The sequence below is a fragment of the Streptomyces sp. NPDC001508 genome (genome assembly GCF_040298665.1).
Classification (GTDB): Bacteria; Actinomycetota; Actinomycetes; order Streptomycetales; family Streptomycetaceae; genus Streptomyces.
In genome coordinates, this window is record NZ_JBEPAP010000008.1 from 143,284 (window position 1) to 161,870 (window position 18,587).

Genomic DNA, 18,587 nt, shown 5'->3' on the forward strand with positions numbered 1-18,587 from the left:
TCCGCTACTCCCGACCCACCAGCGTCAACAACGTCGCCTCGGGCGGGCACGCGAACCGTACGGGTGTGTAGCGGTTGGTGCCGCAGCCCGCGGAGACGTGCAGATAGGACGTACGGTCCTGCGCCGTGTGTGTGGACAGGCCCTTCACCCGGTCCGCGTCCAGGTCGCAGTTGGTGACCAGGGCGCCGTAGAAGGGGATGCACAGCTGGCCGCCGTGCGTGTGGCCGGCCAGGATCAGGGGGTAGCCGTCCGCCGCGTACGAGTCCAGTACGCGCAGGTACGGAGCGTGCACCACGCCCATCGAGAAGTCCGCGCCGCCCGACGGGCCGCCGGCCACGTGTTCGTAGCGGTCGCGCTTGATGTGCGGGTCGTCCAGGCCCGTCATCTCCACCGAGAAGCCCTCGATCTTCAGCACGCCCCTGGTGTTCGTCAGGTTCAGCCAGCCCGCCGCGTCGAAGCCGTCCCGCAGGTCCTCCCACGGGTTGTGGATCGCGCCCACGACCGGCGGGTTGCCGTTCAGGCCGTGGCGGCCGCTCACCTTCTCCAACAAGTAGCGGGCGGGGTTGCGGGGTTTGGGGCCGTAGTAGTCGTTGGAGCCGAAGACGTACGCGCCGGGGAACTCCATCAGGGGGCCGAGCGCGTCCAGTACCTCGGGCACGCCCTCCGGGTCGGACAGGTTGTCGCCGGTATTGATCACGAAGTCGGGGCGCAGGCCGGCCAGCGAGCGCAGCCAGCGTTGCTTCTTGCGCTGGCCGCCCACCATGTGGATGTCGGAGACCTGGAGCACGCGCAGCGGGCGCATGCCCGGGGGCAGGACCGGGACCGTGACCCGGCGGAGCCGGAAGGAACGGACCTCGATCCCCGCCGCGTAGGCCAGACCGGCGGCGCCGACCGCCATGACTCCGAGGGGTACTCCGTATCGCGCGCGCATACGACCATCGTGTCAGATCCGGACACCCACCCGGCGTCCGACCACCCCCGAAATCAACGGGCGACCGGGCGCTCGCACCTGCGACAATCGGACCCATGACCACCACGCTCAAGTCGAAGCTGCACGACGACCTCAACGCCGCGATCAAGGAGCGCGACGAGCTGCGCTCCTCGACGCTCCGGCTGACGCTCGCCGCGATCACCAAGGAGGAGGTCGCGGGCAAGGAGAAGCGTGAGCTGTCCGACGACGAGGTCCTGAAGGTGATCACCAAGGAGGCCAAGAAGCGCCGGGAGGCGGCGGAGGCCTTCGCGCAGGGTGGTCGGGCCGAGCAGGCCGAGCGGGAGAAGGCGGAAGGCGTGGTACTTGCTGCGTACCTGCCCAAGCAGCTGTCCGACGAGGAGCTGAACGCGATCGTCGCCCAGGCCGTGGAGGAGGCGAAGGCGGCCGGTGCGGAGGGGCCTCGGGCCATGGGCGCCGTGATGAAGATCGTGAACCCGAAGGTGGCGGGCCAGGCGGAGGGCGGCCGGGTCGCCGCGGCGGTCAAGAAGCTGCTCCAGGGCTGACCCGGCTGACCTGGGGCTGACCTGGGGTCCCTCTCCGGGTCCGGCCCGGGGCGGCCCATCCGCACCGGCGGCGGCCCATCCGCACCGGTGGCCCAGCGCACCTTGGGGTGGACCGCTCGTCCTGGGTGAGCCCGGCAAGCCCGATGCCGGACCGTTCGTCCTGGGTGAGCCCGGCGGCCCCGGCTTCGCCCGGCCGTCCGGTGCCAACCCTGCTGGCAGGTCGCCCCCTCCGTACCGGGAGTGGCCCCGGGCCCCATGGCGACCGGCCGTACGGCATTCGACGTTCCCGAGCCGACCCAACCCACCCCCACCTCACGCAACGGGGCCGCACCCAGTCAGAGTGCGGCCCCGCCGCGTCGAACATCAGCCACGCGCCCGGAGGCACCGGCCCCCGGCCGAGGCGCCCGTGCCGCCAGTCCCTGCGTAAAGCGCCGGAGGCACCGGCCTCCCCACTGAGGCGCCCGTGTCCCCAGTCGCGACGCGAAGCGCCCCGAGCCACGGGCCCCGAAGCGCCCGATCCGCCGCTCCTCCGCTGGTGTGCCGGGGCGTCGAGGCCGCCGCTCCTCCGCTGGTGTGCCGGGGCGTTGAGGCCGCCGCTCCTCCGCTGGTGTGCCGGGGCGTTGAGGCCGCCGCTCCTCCGTCGGCGTGCCCTGGCGTCAAAGCCGCGCCCCCGTTCAGCGTTAAGGCCGCTGCCCCCCGTTTCCGTTCTGCCCACCATTGCCCTGGCCCTGGATGAAGTTGCCCGGGAAGGAGAGGGTGGGTGCCGGGTTGGGGCTGCCGTTCGCGCCGCCGTCCGTCAGGCCGCCGATGAGGCCGCCGTTGTCCCCGCCGCGGTTGTCGCCGTTGCCGTTTGGGTCGCCCCGGTCCCTGCCGTGCCCGTTGCCGTCCCCGTTGTCGTCCGGGATGTCGATGAGATTGAAGGACTGGACGGGCTTGCCCTGCAGGGCGCCGGACATGGCGTCCTTCCAGATCGGGCCGGGGACCTCACCGCCGTAGACGAGCGGGCGGTAGACGCCGCCGATGGTGATGTTCCTCATCTTCACGTTCTGCTTGGGGCTGCCGACCCAGACCGCGCCGGACATGTTCGGCGTGTAGCCGACGAACCAGGCGTTCTTGCGCTCGTCCGTGGTGCCCGTCTTGCCGGCGCTCTCTCGGTCGGTGAGGCCGGCCTGCTGGCCGGTGCCCGAGTCGACCACGCCGCGCAGCAGGGTGTTGACCGTGTCGGCGGTCTGCTCGCTCATCGCGCGCGAGCACGTCGACTTCGGCACCTCAAGGGACTTCCGCTCGTTGCCGACCTTCTGGGTGATCGACTCGATGGCGACCGGCGTGCAGTACATGCCGCGCGAGGCGAAGGTGGCGTACGCGCTCGCCATGGTCAGCGGGGACAGGCCCACCGCGCCGAGCGCGATGGCGGGCTCCTGGGGCAGCTTGTCGCCGTTGCCCTGCACCACGTGCAGCGCGTCGGCCATCTTCATCACCGGGCACAGCCCGATGTCGGCGATCATCTGGACGAAGTAGGTGTTGACCGACTTGGCCATCGCCTCCTTCATCCGGTACGGGCCGACCTCCGACTTGTTCTCGTTCTCGGCGGTCGTGTGGTCGACGTTGACATAGGGCTGGCTGTCGCAGCGCTGGACCGGGCTCGGGTACTCCATCTTGTACGGCGACGCGTACTCCTGCGTCGGGGGCTTGCCGCCCTCGACCGCCGCCGCGGCCACGAACGGCTTGAAGGTCGAACCGGTCGGGAAGCCGAAGTTGGAGCCGCCCATGTCGCGGTTGACCGAGTAGTTGTACTCGGTCTCGTCCTTCGCGTAGCCGTACGGCTTCGACTGGCCCATGGCGAGGATCTTGCCGGTGCCGGGTTCGACCAGGGTGGCGGCGGCGGCGACCGAGTCCGACTTGTTGATGTGGTTCTTGAGCGAGGCCTGGACCGAGTCCTGGGCCTGCTGGTCCAGGGTGGTGCGGATCGTCAGGCCGCCGCGGTTCCAGACCTTCGCGCGGGCTTCCTTGGTCTTGCCGAAAACCGGGTCGCTGAGGAAGACGTTCTCGACGTACTTGCAGAAGAAACTGGCGCCCTTGACCGCGGTGATGCAGCCGTTCTTCGGCTGGCTGACGTTCAGCCCGAGCGGGGCCTGTTTGGCCTTGTCGGCCTCCTGCTGGGAGACGTCGCCGACCTCGGCCATGCGCTGGAGGACCACGTTGCGCCGCTTGGTGGCCTCGGCCTCGTCGTTGACCGGGTCGTAGCGGCTCGGGGACTGCACGATGCCCGCGAGGAGCGCCGATTCCTGGAGGCTGAGGTCCTTGGCGTGCTTGGAGAAGTAGCGCTGGGCGGCGGCCTCGACGCCGTAGGCCTGCTGTCCGAAGAACGTGATGTTCAGGTAGTTCTCAAGGATCTTCTTCTTGCCGAGCTTCTCCTCGATCTGGATCGCGTACTTCAGCTCGCGGACCTTGCGGCCCAGTGTCTGCTGGGTGGCCTCGGCGACCTTGGTCGGGTCGTCGCCGGCCTCCTCGATGAAGTAGTTCTTCACCAGCTGCTGGGTGAGCGTGGAGGCGCCCTGGGCGACCCCGCCGCTCTGCGCGTTCTTGTTCAGGGCGCGCAGCACGCCCTTGAGGTCGACCGCGCCGTGCTGGTAGAAGCGCGAGTCCTCGATCGCGACGATCGCCTTCTGCATGTACGGCGAGATGTCCTTGAGCTCCACCACCGTGCGGTCCCGGGAATAGACCGTGGCGATCTGCTGACCCTGGCTGTCCAGGATCGTGGTCCGCTGGCTGAGCTGGGGACTCTTCAGATTGGCGGGGATCTCGTCGAATCCCTGCACCGAACCCTTGGCCGCGAGGCCGAGCGCGCCCGCCGCGGGCAGCGCGATGCCGGCCATGACGGCTCCTGCGAGGACACTGACACCGAGGAACTTGGCGGCCTGCTGCGTTGGCGACAGACCACCGCCCGAGCGCTTCTTTGGCATAGGGGCAGCCTACGTTCTCATTCGCCGGACACGCGTATATGCCTTGGCCTAAGCTGCTCTCAACTGTCACAGCAGCGCGGTCACCTATCAATACGTCCGGCAACCCCGAATCGTTCCGGATCTTCTCGGCTTTCTCGAACGGGTTCCTTCGTCGGGCATGTCGAGATGTGTTGGAGGCGTGTCCGAATCCGCCTCGTGTGTCACTTGGCGTCCGTTGTGGCGCACCATAACTGTCCCGCTTTGCCGGGATGATCACGCATGTCACCAGCTCACTCCCGCGGGTGATCTGCCGCTTACCCATAGTCCGTTCGGGCCATTCAAGATTGGGCCCGAAGGGGGTGTTGCGCTGTGCCCGCCTTCCGTAACGTCCTCAACTGGCGGCGGTGAATATGCCGCTGCCGCCGTGGGGGAGCCTCGATTCGGGAGAGGACGGCGCCGGTATGGGCTGGGTAACCGACTGGAGTGCGCAGGCCGCCTGCCGCACTACCGATCCGGATGAACTGTTCGTTCAGGGAGCAGCGCAGAACAGGGCCAAGGCAGTGTGCACCGGATGTCCGGTGCGCACCGAATGCCTGGCCGATGCGTTGGACAATCGTGTCGAATTCGGTGTGTGGGGAGGCATGACGGAGCGCGAGCGCCGCGCACTGCTGCGCAGGCGGCCCACCGTGACCTCCTGGCGCAGGCTCCTGGAGACCGCGCGTTCGGAGTACGAACGCGGGGCCGGGATCGTGCCCCTCGACGACGAGGTGTACGAGAACTACGCGGCGGTCAGCTGAGAGGCCGTCCTCTCTCATGCGTGAGAGGGCGTCTCCTCTCACGCATCGGTACGCGCTCCGTCTCACGCATCGGTGTGTGTTTCGGGCAGCTCCGGCCGTTTGGCCGCGAGCCGGTCGCCGATGTCCCGCAGCCCCGCGAGGTCGTGCACGTCACCGGGGAGCGCGGCCACTTCCACCACGGCCACCTCGGGGTGGCGCGCGGTGAAGCGGTCACGCGTGCGCTGCTCGCGGGAGAGCAGTTGCATACGGTCGGCGTGCAGCCTCAGCAGGCCTGCGGTCAGCTGGTCGACGTCCGGGTCCGTGCCCGGGGGGCGGGGCTCGGATACGGAGGAAGCAGCGGGGGACTCTGAACTGTCATGCGTCTCGGGAGAGTTACGAAGTCCAGCTTTCCCGTCCCCCTGATCCACAATGCCGGGCTCCTCAAGATTTTCCGCGGCGGCGAGCGCCCGCTCGGCCGACAGCCGGTCGGCGCCGCTGCCGTGGACGCGGTTGAGCACCAGACCGACGAGCGGCATGTCCTCGGCGGCCAGCCGCTCCACGAAGTAGGCGGCCTCGCGCAGCGCGTCCCGCTCCGGGGCCGCCACCACCAAGAACGCCGTACCGGGCGCCTGGAGCAGCTTGTACGTCGCGTCCGCGCGGGTACGGAAGCCGCCGAAGGTGGTGTCCATCGCGGCCACGAACGTCTGTACGTCCTTCAGCAGCTGACCACCCAACAGCTTGCCCAGGGTGCCGGTCATCATCGACATCCCGGCGTTCAGGAACTTCATCCCCGCCCAGCCGCCCAGCTTCGCCGGCGCCGTCAGCAGCCGGATCAGCCGCCCGTCCAGGAAGGAACCGAGCCGCTTGGGCGCGTCCAGGAAGTCCAGCGCGGAGCGGGACGGCGGGGTGTCGACGACGATGAGGTCCCACTCGTCCTTTGCCCGCAGCTGGCCCAGCTTCTCCATCGCCATGTACTCCTGCGTGCCCGCGAAGCCCGCCGAGAGCGACTGGTAGAAGGGGTTGGCCAGGATCGCGGCGGCCCGCTCCGGATCCGCGTGCGCCTCGACGACCTCGTCGAAGGTGCGCTTCATGTCGAGCATCATGGCGTGCAGTTCCCCGCCGGCCCGTCGCCCGCCGCCGTCCCCGGCCGGGTCGTCGTCCGATGCCCCTCCTCGGTCCTCGGTGCCCTTCACCCGGCGCGGCACGTTGTCCAGCGAGTCGATGCCCATCGACTGGGCCAGCCGCCGCGCCGGGTCGATGGTGAGCACCACCACCTTCCGGCCGCGCTCGGCGGCCCGCAGCCCCAGGGCCGCCGCGGTGGTGGTCTTGCCGACCCCGCCCGAACCGCAGCACACCACGATCCGGGTCTCGGGATCGTCGAGCAGCGGATCGATGTCGAGCACGCGCGCGGGGGAGAGACGATGGCGGGCGGTGTCCTGTGCGTGGGCCGGGTCCGGACTCATGTCATCCCCTGTTCGCGCAGCTCGGTGGCGAGTTCGTACAGGCCCGCGAGGTCCATGCCCTCGGCGAGCAGCGGCAGTTCGTGCAGCGGCAGCTCCAGCTCGCCCAGGACCGCGCGCTGCTCCTGCTCCAGCGCGTACCGCTCGGCGTACTCCGTGGCCTGCTCGAGGAGCGGGTCCACCAGCCGCTCGGCGTTCCCACCGCGCCGCGCCCCGCCCAGCCCGGCGGCCGACAGCGAACGGGCCACGGCGGTCCGCGGCACGGTGCGTACGAGGTCGAGGCCGGCCGCGTCCAGCACCTCCGGCCGCACCATGTTCACGATGACCCGGCCCACCCGCAGCCGGGCCGCCCGCAGTTCGGCGATACCGTCCGCGGTCTCCTGGACCGGCATCTCCTCCAGGAGGGTGACCAGGTGCACGGCGGTCTCCGGAGACTTCAGCACCCGCATCACGGCCTGCGCCTGATTGTGTATCGGGCCGATCTTCGCCAGGCCCGCGACCTCGTCGTTGACGTTCAGGAAGCGGGCGATGCGCCCCGTCGGGGGCGCGTCCATGACGACGTAGTCGTACACGAACCGGCCGTTCCTGTCCTTGCGGCGCACCGCCTCGCACGCCTTGCCGGTCAGCAGGACATCCCTGAGGCCCGGCGCGATGGTGGTGGCGAAGTCGATGGCCCCGAGCTTCTTCAGGGCGCGGCCCGCACCGCCCAGCTTGTAGAACATCTGGAGGTAGTCCAGAAGAGCCAGTTCGGGATCGATGGCGAGGGCGTACACCTCGCCGCCACCCGGAGCGACGGCGATCTTCCGCTCCTCGTAGGGCAGCGCCTCTGTCTCGAAGAGCTGTGCGATGCCCTGCCTGCCCTCGACCTCCACGAGAAGCGTTCGCTTCCCCTCGGTGGCGAGGGCCAGCGCGAGAGCCGCGGCGACCGTGGTCTTTCCGGTCCCGCCCTTGCCGCTGACGACCTGGAGCCTGCTCACGTCTTCGAGCCTAACCAGTCCGCCGTCGGGCTACGCGGGAGGCTGTGGATAACAGCGGATACAGTCGCCGCATGACCAAGTGGGAATACGCAACCGTGCCGCGTACTGTCTAGGCCGTCTCGCAGAGATGGGGCGCTTTTCCGCGTCGTCTCGTGTGAGGCGTGGCACGGCGGCGCAGTGCCTTGGTGGGTGGGCCGGGTGCCCGCGACAACGCGGCGGGGTGCCGTGCCGGGCGGTGTGGGGTGTGGCTCCCCTGCCGGGCCCGCTTCGTACCGCCCCTGATCCCGGGGGTGACCGATTGCCGCGTATAGCCTGCTCCGCGAACGGTCATTCAGCTTCACCAGCTTGGGAATCAAGAGGTCCATCGTGTCACCCGTAAAGTATGAGTACGCAACCGTGCCGCTGCTCGTCCATGCCACGAAGCAGATTCTGGACACCTGGGGCGAGGACGGCTGGGAGCTCGTCCAGGTCGTGCCCGGGCCGAACCCCGAGCAGCTGGTGGCCTACCTGAAGAGGGAGAAGCAGTGATGGGCGCCGTCGAGACGAGGCTCGCAGAACTCGGTCTGACCCTGCCGGAGGTCGTGCCGCCGCTGGCTGCCTACCAGCCGGCCGTGCGGACCGGCGTGTACGTCTACACCTCGGGCCAGCTGCCCATGGTTCAGGGCAAGCTGCCGGTCACCGGCAAGGTGGGTGCCGAGGTCACCGCCGAGGAGGCCAAGGACCTGGCCCGCACCTGCGCGCTCAACGCCCTGGCCGCCGTCAAGTCCGTCACGGGCGACCTGGACCGCATCGCGCGCGTGGTGAAGGTCGTCGGCTTTGTGGCCTCGGCCGCGGACTTCACGGGCCAGCCCGGTGTCGTCAACGGCGCCAGCGAACTGCTCGCCGAGGTCCTGGGCGAGAAGGGCGTGCACGCGCGCAGCGCGGTCGGCGTCGCCGTGCTGCCGCTGGACGCCCCGGTGGAGGTGGAGGTCCAGGTCGAGCTGGTGCCGTGAGGCCCGGCCTCGGGCACCTCTCGAACATTCGCTCACATCGGGATAGCCTCCGCCCATGGCGAACGGGCAGTGGTATCCACGGGAGTGGCCGGACCGCATCCGCGCGCTCTCGGAAGGCACCCTCACACCGGTGCCCGCCAGACGCGCGGCCACGGTGCTGCTCCTGAAGGACACCCCGCACGGCCCTGCCGTCCACCTGCTGCGCAGACGCGCCTCCATGGCCTTCGCCGGAGGCGCGTACGCGTATCCCGGCGGCGGCGTCGACTCCCGCGACGACGACCACCAGGTCCGCTGGGCGGGCCCCACGCGCGCGTGGTGGGCCGAGCGGCTGGGCGTCGACGAGTCGGGGGCGCAGGCCATCGTCTGCGCTGCCGTACGGGAGACGTACGAGGAGGCGGGCGTCCTGCTGGCCGGGCCGACGGCCGCGTCGGTGGCCGGTGACACCACCGGCGAGGACTGGGAGGCGGACCGTGCCGCCCTGGTCGCCCGCGAGCTGTCCTTCGCCGAGTTCCTGGACCGCCGCGGACTGGTGCTGCGCTCCGACCTGCTCGCCGCCTGGACCCGCTGGATCACCCCGGAGTTCGAGTCCCGCCGCTACGACACCTGGTTCTTCGTGGCCGTGCTCCCGACGGGCCAGCGCACCCGCAACGCCTCCACGGAGGCCGACCGCACGGTGTGGATCCGGCCCACCGAGGCCGCGGCCGGGTACGACAGGGGCGAGCTGCTGATGATGCCGCCCACCATCGCGACCCTGCGGCAGCTGTCGTCGTACGCGACCGCGGCCGAGGCGCTGGCCGCCGCGCCCGCGCGCGACATGACGCCCGTGCTGGCCCGCGCGCGCCTGGTCGACGGCGGGATCGTGCTGGCCTGGCCGGGCCACGACGAGTTCACCAAGCACATCCCGACCGCACCGACCGCCCCCACCGGTGGAGGCCCCGCATGACGGACGCAGCAGCCCTGCCCGGCCGGCCCCGGGGCAAGGTCCTCTCGGGCCCCGCCACCGCGCGGGCCGTCAACGTGCTCGCGCCCAACGCCTCCGCCATGACCCTGGACGGCACCAACACCTGGATCGTCTCGGAGCCCGACTCCGACCTGGCCGTGGTCATCGACCCGGGCCCGCTGGACGACGACCACCTCCGCACGGTCGTGGACACGGCAGAGAAGGCGGGCAGGCGCGTCGCGCTGACCCTGCTCACACACGGCCATCCCGACCATGCGGAGGGGGCTGCCCGGTTCGCCGAACTGACCCGCACCAAGGTGCGCGCGCTGGACCCGGCGCTACGGCTCGGCGACGAGGGGCTGGGCGCGGGGGACGTGGTCACCATCGGCGGCCTGGAGCTGCGGGTCGTACCCACCCCGGGCCACACCGCTGACTCGCTGTGCTTCCACCTCCCGGCCGATCGGGCGGTACTGACCGGGGACACCGTCCTCGGCCGCGGCACGACGGTCGTGGCCCACCCCGACGGCCGCCTGGGCGACTATCTGGACTCCCTGCGACGGCTGAGGTCCCTCACGGTCGACGACGGCGTCCACACCGTGCTGCCGGGCCACGGCCCGGTCCTGGAGGACGCCCAGGGCGCTGTCGAGTTCTATCTCGCCCACCGCGCCCACCGGCTCGCCCAGATCGAGACGGCTGTCGAGGACGGCTACCGCACCCCGGCCGAGCTGGTGGCCCACGTCTACGCCGACGTGGACCGCTCCCTGTGGCCTGCGGCGGAACTGTCGGTACGGGCCCAACTGGAATACCTCGGCGAACACGGCCTGATCTAGCGGGGCGGACGCGGGCGCCGGGCGAGGCGTCGAGTTGCGCGGGTGTCGAGCGGGGCGTCGAGTTGCGCGGGTGTCTTGTTGCGCCGGCGTCGGGCCGGGCTGATCCGCTCGTCGCCGGGGCGTGACCGACGCGCATGTGCCGGCCGGGCCGGGTCCGCCCGGCCCGAGATGGTGCGGTCAGCCGGTCTTCACATCCTGCACGCGCGCGTACTCCCCAACCCGGGGACGGAGGCCGAGCCTGACAGTCGCTTCACGCCCTGCACGCGCGCGTACTCCCACGCGCCATGCGCCCAGGTCCGCGACGTACGCCGCGGGAAGAAGAGGCCGCCGACCGGTTCCCAGCCGTACTCGGCCGCCGTCAGCAGCTGCCACGCCTGCGGTCCGCTCGCGCTGGTGAAGGCGGTGATCCCGCCCGGGCCGCCGACGCGGCGACGCCCTCGCGCCCCACGCACGCGTACCGCGTCGGCACACGCGCGTGGGGGCCGCCGTACGGCCCTCGGGCGAGGCCCTTGGCCGGGATCGTGCCCAGGCCTGCCTCGCCGTCGTCGGGGCGGCTGCCCCGGAGGGTCAGCGGGAACGCTTGGCGAGCCGCTCGACGTCCAGCAGGATCACGGCCCGCGCCTCCAGGCGGAGCCACCCGCGCTGGGCGAAGTCGGCGAGCGCCTTGTTCACGGTCTCGCGGGACGCGCCGACCAGCTGGGCCAGCTCCTCCTGCGTGAGGTCGTGGACGACGTGGATGCCCTCCTCGGACTGCACGCCGAAACGGCGGGAGAGGTCCAACAGGGCGCGCGCCACACGGCCGGGCACGTCGGAGAAGACGAGGTCCGACATTGCGTCATTGGTCTTGCGCAGGCGGCGGGCGACGGCGCGCAGCAGGGCGCCGGCCACCTCCGGACGCGCGTTCAGCCAGGGCTGGAGGTCGCCGTGGCCGAGACCGAGCAGCTTGACCTCGGTCAGCGCGGTCGCGGTCGCCGTACGCGGGCCCGGGTCGAACAGCGACAGCTCGCCGATCAGCTCACTGGGGCCGACGACGGCCAGCATGTTCTCGCGGCCGTCGGGGGAGGTGCGGTGCAGCTTGACCTTGCCCTCGGTGACCACGTACAGCCGGTCGCCCGGGTCGCCCTCGTGGAAGAGGGAGTCGCCGCGCGCCAGGGTCACCTCACTCATGGAGGCGCGCAGCTCCGCGGCCTGCTCGTCGTCGAGAGCCGCGAAGAGCGGGTTGCGCCGCAGAACGTCGTCCACGAGTTCTCTCCTTGTCGACCTGCTCAAGGGATCTTGCTCCCCCGGTGTACCAGGGGACCGTGTTCCCCATTTTGCCGGACGGTCCAAACAGTGTGATCTGTCACAAGGATGCCGCACAGGTGTCCCGAGGTAAGCGCCAGGGGGCCAATCGGGGGCTGATCCCAGGGGTCCGGACCGGATGTCGGTGCCGGGGCTTAGGCTGGCCGGGTGTCCAAATCGCCGGTAGAGCACAGGCCGAGGGGGCTGGGCGGGTGGTTGTACGTCGTGATTCCGCTGTGGGCGAACAGGGCCCGGGCGGTGGTAGTAAAAAGGTGAAATCGGTAGAAAAGGCGTCGACAGAGAAGGCGGCCCCGGTGTCCGCGAGTGAGGCGGATGCCGCGAAGGAGGCGGCCCCGGCGAAGAAGGCGGCACCCGTGAAGTCGACGGGCGTCAAGAAGGCGGCAGAGAACGCGGCCGCCACGAAGCCGGCCGTCGCCAAGAAGGCACCCGCCAAGAAAACGTCCGCCAAGAAGGCAGCTGCCAAGAGGGTGGCCGCCCGAGCGTCTGGTGCCGAGAAGGCGGCCGTCGCGAAGCCCCCGAAGAACGAGTCGCGTGCCGCGCTCGTCCGCCGGGCCCGCCGGATCAACCGCGAACTCGCCGAGGTGTACCCGTACGCCCACCCCGAGCTGGACTTCGAGAACCCCTTCCAGCTGCTGATCGCCACGGTCCTGTCCGCTCAGACCACCGACCTCAGGGTCAACCAGACGACCCCGACGCTCTTCGCCAAGTACCCCTCGCCCGAGGACCTGGCCGTCGCCAACCCGGAGGAGGTCGAGGAGATCCTGAGGCCGTGCGGCTTCTTCCGGGCCAAGACGAAGTCGGTCATAGGGCTGTCCAAGGCGCTGGCCGAGCAGTTCGGCGGCGAGGTCCCCGGCCGCCTAGAAGACCTCGTGAAGCTGCCGGGCGTCGGCCGCAAGACCGCCTTCGTCGTCCTCGGCAACGCCTTCGGCCGCCCAGGGATCACCGTGGACACTCACTTCCAGCGGCTGGTGCGGCGCTGGAAGTGGACCGAGGAGACGGACCCCGACAAGATCGAGGCAGCCGTCGGCGCGCTGTTCCCGAAGAACGACTGGACGGACCTCTCGCACCACGTCATCTGGCACGGCCGCCGCATCTGCCACGCCCGCAAGCCCGCCTGCGGCGCCTGCCCCATCGCCCCGCTCTGCCCGGCGTACGGCGAGGGCGAGACCGACCCGGAGAAGGCGAAGAAGCTGCTGAAGTACGAGAAGGGCGGCTTCCCCGGCCAGCGGCTCAAGCCGCCGCAGGCCTACCTCGACGCGGGCGGCAGGCCGGCGCCGCCGCTGGGGGCCGGGTGACAGGCCGGTCAACCTGGCTTGACCGGCTGGAACGATCCCGGCCCCACAGGGCGTTGGACTCGGCAGAACGGGGGTGGTCATGGCGCACACCAGCGGGACGCACACCGGCGGTCCGCATTCAGGCAACGCGGACGCGAGCACTACGCGTACGGGCACCGCGCACGTGAACGGGACGCGTGCCGACGCTACGCACGCGAAGAGCATGCACCCGCTCCCTACGCGGACCGGACCGGTGACGCTCAGCAAGGAGGGGCTTCCCGGCTGGCTGGACCCGGTGGTGCACGCCGCGGAGACGGTCGAGCCGCTGCAGCTCAGCCGCTTTCTGCCACCGAAGAACGGGACGGGACGACAGTCGGCCGTGCTGGTCCTGTTCGGCGAGGGCGAGCGCGGCCCCGAACTGCTTCTCATGGAGCGCGCGGGCTCCCTGCGCTCGCACGCCGGCCAGCCCGCCTTCCCCGGCGGCGCCCTCGACCCCGAGGACGGCGACCCGACGGCCGACGGGCCGCTGCGGGCCGCTCTCCGCGAGGCCGAGGAGGAGACCGGGCTCGACCCCTGCGGGGTCCAGCTCTTCGGTGTGCTGCCCAAGCTGTACATCCCGGTCAGCGGCTTCGTCGTGACACCGGTCCTCGGCTGGTGGCGCGAGCCCAGCCCGGTCGGCGTCGTCGATCCGAACGAGACCGCGCGGGTCTTCACCGTCCCCGTGGCGGATCTCACGGACCCGGCCAACAGAGCCACCGCCGTCCACCCCCGCGGCCACCGAGGTCCGGCATTCCTGGTCGAATCGGCGCTGGTGTGGGGCTTCACGGCGGGGATCATCGACCGCCTGCTGCACTACGCCGGCTGGGAGCGCCCGTGGGACGGAGACAGGCAGGTCCCGCTCGACTGGCGGTCATGACAGGGTGGCGTCCGTGTTGTGTTTTCCCGGGGGACTCCCCTCGGCACTCCGGCCGGGCCGGTCGGACCGGAGCGTGACGAGGCGAGGCTTGAACAAGTGAATGTGCTGGACATCCTGCTGCTGATCGCTGCCGTTTGGTTCGCGATCGTGGGCTACCGCCAGGGCTTTGTCGTCGGCATCCTGTCGGTGATCGGCTTCCTCGGCGGCGGGCTCGTCGCGGTCTATGTGCTGCCCGTCATCTGGGACGCCCTCACCGACAACGCGCAGGTCAACACGACCGCCGCCGTCGTCGCGGTGGTCGTCGTCATCGTCTGTGCCTCCGTCGGGCAGGCACTGACCACCCACCTCGGCAACAAGCTGCGCCGGCACATCACATGGTCACCGGCCCGCGCCCTGGACGCGACGGGCGGCGCGCTCGTCAACGTCGTGGCGATGCTGCTGGTCGCCTGGCTGATCGGTTCGGCCCTCGCCGGTACGACACTGCCGACCCTGGGCAAGGAGGTCCGCAGCTCCAAGGTGCTGCTCGGGGTCTCCCGGGCGTTGCCCACGCAGGCCGACACCTGGTTCGCGGACTTCTCCTCGGTCCTCGCGCAGAACGGCTTCCCGCAGGTCTTCAGCCCGTTCTCGAACGAGCCGATCACCGACGTCCAGCCGCCCGACCCGGCGCTGGCGGGCAGCGCGGTGGCCACCCGCGCCCAGGACTCCATCGTGAAGGTCATGGGCACCGCCCAGAAGTGCGGCAAGGTCCTGGAGGGCACCGGCTTCGTCTTCGCCGACCGCCGCATCATGACCAACGCGCATGTGGTCGGCGGCGTGGACGAGCCCACCGTGCAGATAGGCGGGGTCGGCCGCAGATATGACGCGAAGGTCGTCCTCTACGACTGGCGGCGCGACATCGCCGTACTCGACGTACCGGACCTCAGGGCGCCCGCCCTGCGGTTCACGTCCCACGACGCGGCGAGCGGCGACAGCGCGATCGTCGCGGGGTTCCCGGAGAACGGGGCGTACGACGTCCGTGCCGCGCGCGTGCGCGGCCGCATCACGGCCAACGGCCCGGACATCTACCACCGCGGCACCGTCCGCCGTGACGTCTACTCCCTGTACGCGACCGTCCGCCAGGGCAACTCCGGCGGCCCGCTGCTCACGCCCGACGGCAAGGTGTACGGCGTGGTGTTCGCGAAGTCCCTCGACGACGCCGAGACCGGGTACGCGCTCACGGCCGACGAGATCCAGCAGGACATCGTCCGGGGACGTACGGCGAACGAGCAGGTGGGGACCGACAGCTGCGCCCTGTAGGGCGGACCGGCGGGGTGCTCAGCTGCGGGCGTGACGCAGGCGTACCGAGACCCAGCGGGCCCGGCGGCGCAGGATGCGTGGGATTCCCACGCGCAGGTCCGTCTCCGGTGCTGCCTGTGGAGTGCCCGGCCGATGGGAATTCAGGCCACTGGCCGAGCGGCGGTTGCGGGGTGCGTCACTGTAGTCGTGCGTCCAGCCCATACCCGGACCTCTGCCCCTGCCCCAAGGTCGATAACCGCCCCGAGGCCCCTCAATCGGCGTATGCGCCGGGCATGTGGCCGTTCGTACGACAGATGTTCCCGTCCGGATACCGGGCGCATCGGCGCGGTCACCGATCGGGTTCGGGGTCTTTCAGCCAGTTGACGAGTTCGGAGGAGAAGGCGACCGGGTCCTCCTCGTGGGGGAAGTGCCCCAGCCCGTCGAACAGCCGCCAGCGGTAGGGCGCTTCGACGTACTCGCCCGAGCCGGCCGCGCTGCGCGTGCGCATCACGGGGTCGAGCGAGCCGTGCAGATGCAGCGTGGGCACGCGCACCGGCCGTTTCATACGGCGGTTGAACTGGATGCCGTCCGGGCGGGCCAGTGACCGCACCATCCAGCGGTACGGCTCGATAGCGCAGTGCGCGGTCGACGGGATGCACATCGCGCGCTGATACGTCTCCACCGTGTGCTCGTCCGGCGGCTTGGGCCCGGACCAGTCGTGGATGAGCCGGCCCACGAGCGCGCCGTCATCGGCGGTGAGCTGCCGCTCGGGCACCCACGGCCGCTGGAAGCCCCAGATGTAGGAGCCGGCGACCGTCTGCCTGGCGTCCCGCAGCATCGCGGCGCGCCAGCGTCGCGGGTGCGGCATCGAGACGACCGCGAGGCGCCGGACGAGCTTGGGGCGCATCGCGGCGGCCGTCCACGCCAGATAGCCGCCGAGGTCATGGCCGACCAGCGCGGCGTCCGGCTCGCCCAAGGAGCGGATCACGCCGGTGACGTCGAGGGCGAGGTTGGCGGGGTCGTATCCGCGCGGGGTGCGGTCGCTGCCGCCCACGCCCCGCAGATCCATGGCAACGGCCCGGAAGCCCGCGTCGGCGAGCGCGACCAGTTGCCGCCGCCAGGTCCACCAGAACTGAGGGAAGCCGTGCAGCAGCAGCACGAGTGGGCCGTCGCCCAGCTCCGCCATGTGGAAGCGGGCGCCGTTGGCGGCGACGTCCCGGTGTGTCCAGGGACCTTCGATCCGTACGGCCGAGGGAGCGGCGGGGTCCGTCATGACGACGAGCGTGCCACAGCCTCGATGGCTTCGGGTACACGATCCTGCGGCAGCTCCGGGCGCGGGTGCGGCTTGGCGTTCTGCAGGACGCCCGCCGACTCCTTCATGGACGCGGCCACCTTCTGCGGTCCCTTGCCCTTCTTGGCCTTCTGCGCGAAGTACAGGCCCATCAGCCCGAGGACGGCGGTGACCAGGACGTTCGCCGCGAAGGACAGCAGGAAGCAGACGGCGAGGTTCCAGCCGCTCCAGGTCCGAATGCCATAGGCGAGGGCGAAGTTGAGCATCGGCAGGGAGAACAGCAGGACCAGGCCGGCCACCGTGAAGGCGCCGCCGCTCGCCGCGCCCCGCTTGACGTCCTGCCTCAGCTGGGCCTTGGCCAGCGCGATCTCGTCGTGCACCAGTGCCGACATCTCGCTGGTCGCCGAGGCGACCAGCTGGCCGATGCTCCGTTCGGCGCCGACCGGGCTGTCGTCGGGTGCGCTCATCGCGGTCTCCCTTTTCTGCGTACGCCGCGCGTACGGATCCGTCTTCTGCCTGACTGCGTACGGTCCCGTAATTTGTACCGTCTCGTCAGATCATGCCGGACGGTCGTTCTGCTCGCCTGCCCCGCCCGGCACTTCGGCAAGCCCCTCGCGTGCGTCGGCCTTCGCCCGGGCCAGTCGACGGTGTTCGGCGGCCTTGCGCTCGTAGATGTCCGCCATGCGCAGGTGGTAGGCCGGATCGTCCTCCTCGTAGACGTCCGGGATGCCGTCGCTGTCCTCGTCCCGTTCCTCCTCCTCGCACAGGCGGCGGTACTTGGCGTTGCGCATCTTCAGCAGAACCGTCGCGCACAGGGCCGCGAGGAGCGAGCCGGTCAGTACGGCCGCCTTGACCTCGTCGGTCAGCACCGCATCGCCGACGAAGGCGAGTTCGCCGATCAGCAACGACACGGTGAAGCCGATGCCGGCGAGGGTCGCGAGCGCGAACACGTCGGGCCAGGCGAGGTCGTCGCTGAGCGAGGCACGGGTGAAGCGCGCCGTGAGCCAGGTGCCGCCGAAGATGCCGACCGTCTTGCCGATGAACAGGCCGAGTACGACGCCGAGGGTCTCCGGCTGGGTGAACACGTCGCCGAGCGCCCGCGCGGAGATGGACACACCGGCGCTGAACAGCGCGAACAGCGGCACCGCGAGCCCCGCCGACAGCGGGCGCACAAGGTGCTCGATCCGCTCGCCGGGCGAGCGGTCTTCACCCTTGTGGGTGGTGCAGCGGATCATCAGGCCCATCGCCACGCCGGCGATGGTGGCGTGGATACCGCTGTTGTACATCAGCGCCCAGATGACGACCGCGAGTGGCACGTACACGTACCAGCCGCGCACGCCCTTGCGCAGCAGCATCCAGAAGACGATGAGACCGGCCACGGCGCCGCCGAGCGCGGCGAAGTCGAGCCGGTTCGTGAAGAAGACGGCGATGATCAGGATCGCGAACAGGTCGTCCACGACGGCGAGCGTCAGCAGGAAGGCGCGCAGGGCGCTCGGCAGGGAGGTCCCGATGACCGCGAGCACGGCCAGCGCGAAGGCGATGTCGGTGGCGGTCGGCACGGCCCAGCCGTCGGTGGAGCCGCCGCCGACGAGATTGGTCAGGGTGTAGACGAGGGCCGGTACGGCCATCCCGCACAGGGCCGCCACGACGGGGAGGACAGCGGCCTTCGGATCACGCAGGTCACCGGCGACGAGCTCGCGCTTCAGTTCGATCCCGGCGACGAAGAAGAAGACGGCCAGCAGTCCGTCGGCCGCCCAGTGCTCGACGGACAGATTCAGGCCGAGGGAGGCGGGGCCCAGGTGAAAGTGGCCGACGCTTTCGTAGCTGTGCCCGAGCGCGGGTATGTTCGCCCAGATCAGCGCGGCGACGGCGGCCACGAGCAGCAGCACGCCGCCGACCGTCTCGGTGCGCAGCGCGTCCCCGACGAACCTCCGCTCGGGCAGCGAGAGCCGGCCGAGAACCTTGCGAGCGGTGGTGGTGCGGGGCGCGGTCACAGTGAAGACCTCCGGTCGGTGGGCATGGCAGAGCACATGCCGACCAGACTTCCCGGCACACCTTGTGGATCTTGTTGTTCTTTTGACGCTTCCCTTATTTTACCTTTTACCCAACGCGCCACGG

At 70.5% G+C, this 18,587-nt stretch carries 18 protein-coding genes; 9 read left to right on the plus strand and 9 right to left on the minus strand.

What is annotated here, in order from left to right; all coding sequences use genetic code 11:
- Positions 1–4 precede the first annotated feature (4 nt).
- Positions 5–931, minus strand: a complete 927-nt coding sequence (locus tag ABT245_RS10855; protein WP_351731502.1) for a metallophosphoesterase — start codon at positions 929–931, stop codon at positions 5–7.
- Between the two features lie 95 nt (positions 932–1,026).
- On the opposite strand from ABT245_RS10855, the gene ABT245_RS10860 reads away from it, so the two are divergent.
- Positions 1,027–1,494, plus strand: a complete 468-nt coding sequence (locus ABT245_RS10860; RefSeq protein ID WP_351731505.1) for a GatB/YqeY domain-containing protein — start codon at positions 1,027–1,029, stop codon at positions 1,492–1,494.
- A gap of 680 nt (positions 1,495–2,174) precedes the next feature.
- Here ABT245_RS10860 and ABT245_RS10865 read toward each other — a convergent pair.
- Positions 2,175–4,457, minus strand: a complete 2,283-nt coding sequence (locus tag ABT245_RS10865) for a transglycosylase domain-containing protein (RefSeq protein WP_351731508.1) — start codon at positions 4,455–4,457, stop codon at positions 2,175–2,177.
- Positions 4,458–4,897: 440 nt separating this feature from the next.
- Between ABT245_RS10865 and wblA the strand changes: the two genes are divergently transcribed.
- Positions 4,898–5,233, plus strand: a complete 336-nt coding sequence (wblA, locus tag ABT245_RS10870) for a transcriptional regulator WblA (RefSeq protein ID WP_351731669.1) — start codon at positions 4,898–4,900, stop codon at positions 5,231–5,233.
- A 62-nt stretch (positions 5,234–5,295) separates the two neighbouring features.
- On the opposite strand, the gene bagB is transcribed toward wblA, so the two are convergent.
- Both bagB and bagA read right to left on the minus strand, forming a co-directional pair.
- Complete coding sequence (gene bagB / locus ABT245_RS10875) at positions 5,296–6,675, minus strand: ATPase BagB (protein WP_351731511.1); 1,380 nt, start codon at positions 6,673–6,675, stop codon at positions 5,296–5,298.
- Positions 6,672–7,649 carry an ATPase BagA gene (gene bagA / locus ABT245_RS10880; protein ID WP_351731513.1) on the minus strand — a complete coding sequence of 326 codons (978 nt, stop codon included), beginning with the start codon at positions 7,647–7,649 and terminating at the stop codon, positions 6,672–6,674. Before bagA ends, bagB begins: the two co-directional genes overlap by 4 nt.
- Positions 7,650–8,015: 366 nt before the next feature.
- Here bagA and sp36 point away from each other — a divergent pair, with 366 nt between their 5' ends.
- Genes sp36 through ABT245_RS10900 form a run of 4 tightly spaced genes read left to right on the plus strand, consistent with a single transcriptional unit; the run spans position 8,016 to position 10,411 of the window.
- The gene (gene sp36 / locus ABT245_RS10885) at positions 8,016–8,177 is read left to right on the plus strand and encodes a Sp36 family protein (protein ID WP_351731516.1); all 162 of its coding nucleotides are present in this window, start codon (positions 8,016–8,018) and stop codon (positions 8,175–8,177) included.
- A complete protein-coding gene (locus ABT245_RS10890) occupies positions 8,177–8,641 on the plus strand; it encodes a RidA family protein (RefSeq protein WP_351731518.1) in 465 nt (154 codons plus the stop codon). Before sp36 ends, ABT245_RS10890 begins: the two co-directional genes overlap by 1 nt.
- 55 nt (positions 8,642–8,696) lie before the next feature.
- On the plus strand, positions 8,697–9,584 hold the full coding sequence (locus ABT245_RS10895; RefSeq protein ID WP_351731521.1) for an NUDIX hydrolase: 888 nt from the start codon (positions 8,697–8,699) through the stop codon (positions 9,582–9,584).
- Positions 9,581–10,411 (plus strand): MBL fold metallo-hydrolase, encoded by an 831-nt coding sequence (locus ABT245_RS10900; protein ID WP_351731523.1) that lies wholly within the window; start codon positions 9,581–9,583, stop codon positions 10,409–10,411. Before ABT245_RS10895 ends, ABT245_RS10900 begins: the two co-directional genes overlap by 4 nt.
- 567 nt (positions 10,412–10,978) lie before the next feature.
- On the opposite strand, the gene ABT245_RS10905 is transcribed toward ABT245_RS10900, so the two are convergent.
- Positions 10,979–11,653, minus strand: a complete 675-nt coding sequence (locus ABT245_RS10905; protein ID WP_023547771.1) for a Crp/Fnr family transcriptional regulator — start codon at positions 11,651–11,653, stop codon at positions 10,979–10,981.
- A 413-nt stretch (positions 11,654–12,066) separates the two neighbouring features.
- On the opposite strand from ABT245_RS10905, the gene nth reads away from it, so the two are divergent.
- The 3 genes from nth to ABT245_RS10920 all read left to right on the plus strand — a co-directional run bounded on the left by nth (position 12,067) and on the right by ABT245_RS10920 (position 15,199).
- On the plus strand, positions 12,067–13,008 hold the full coding sequence (gene nth, locus ABT245_RS10910; RefSeq protein ID WP_502982106.1) for an endonuclease III: 942 nt from the start codon (positions 12,067–12,069) through the stop codon (positions 13,006–13,008).
- 202 nt (positions 13,009–13,210) lie between these two features.
- A complete protein-coding gene (locus ABT245_RS10915) occupies positions 13,211–13,903 on the plus strand; it encodes an NUDIX hydrolase (RefSeq protein WP_351731528.1) in 693 nt (230 codons plus the stop codon).
- A gap of 96 nt (positions 13,904–13,999) precedes the next feature.
- A complete protein-coding gene (locus ABT245_RS10920) occupies positions 14,000–15,199 on the plus strand; it encodes a MarP family serine protease (RefSeq protein WP_351731530.1) in 1,200 nt (399 codons plus the stop codon).
- Between the two features lie 18 nt (positions 15,200–15,217).
- On the opposite strand, the gene ABT245_RS10925 is transcribed toward ABT245_RS10920, so the two are convergent.
- The 4 genes from ABT245_RS10925 to nhaA form a co-directional block, all read right to left on the minus strand.
- A complete protein-coding gene (locus tag ABT245_RS10925) occupies positions 15,218–15,400 on the minus strand; it encodes a hypothetical protein (RefSeq protein WP_351731533.1) in 183 nt (60 codons plus the stop codon).
- Positions 15,401–15,527: 127 nt separating this feature from the next.
- Complete coding sequence (locus ABT245_RS10930) at positions 15,528–16,451, minus strand: alpha/beta fold hydrolase (RefSeq protein WP_351731535.1); 924 nt, start codon at positions 16,449–16,451, stop codon at positions 15,528–15,530.
- Positions 16,448–16,936 carry a phage holin family protein gene (locus ABT245_RS10935; protein WP_351731537.1) on the minus strand — a complete coding sequence of 163 codons (489 nt, stop codon included), beginning with the start codon at positions 16,934–16,936 and terminating at the stop codon, positions 16,448–16,450. The genes ABT245_RS10930 and ABT245_RS10935 overlap by 4 nt, the downstream gene beginning before the upstream one ends.
- A 90-nt stretch (positions 16,937–17,026) precedes the next feature.
- The gene (nhaA, locus tag ABT245_RS10940) at positions 17,027–18,463 is read right to left on the minus strand and encodes a Na+/H+ antiporter NhaA (protein WP_351731540.1); all 1,437 of its coding nucleotides are present in this window, start codon (positions 18,461–18,463) and stop codon (positions 17,027–17,029) included.
- Between the last annotated feature and the right edge of the window lie 124 nt (positions 18,464–18,587).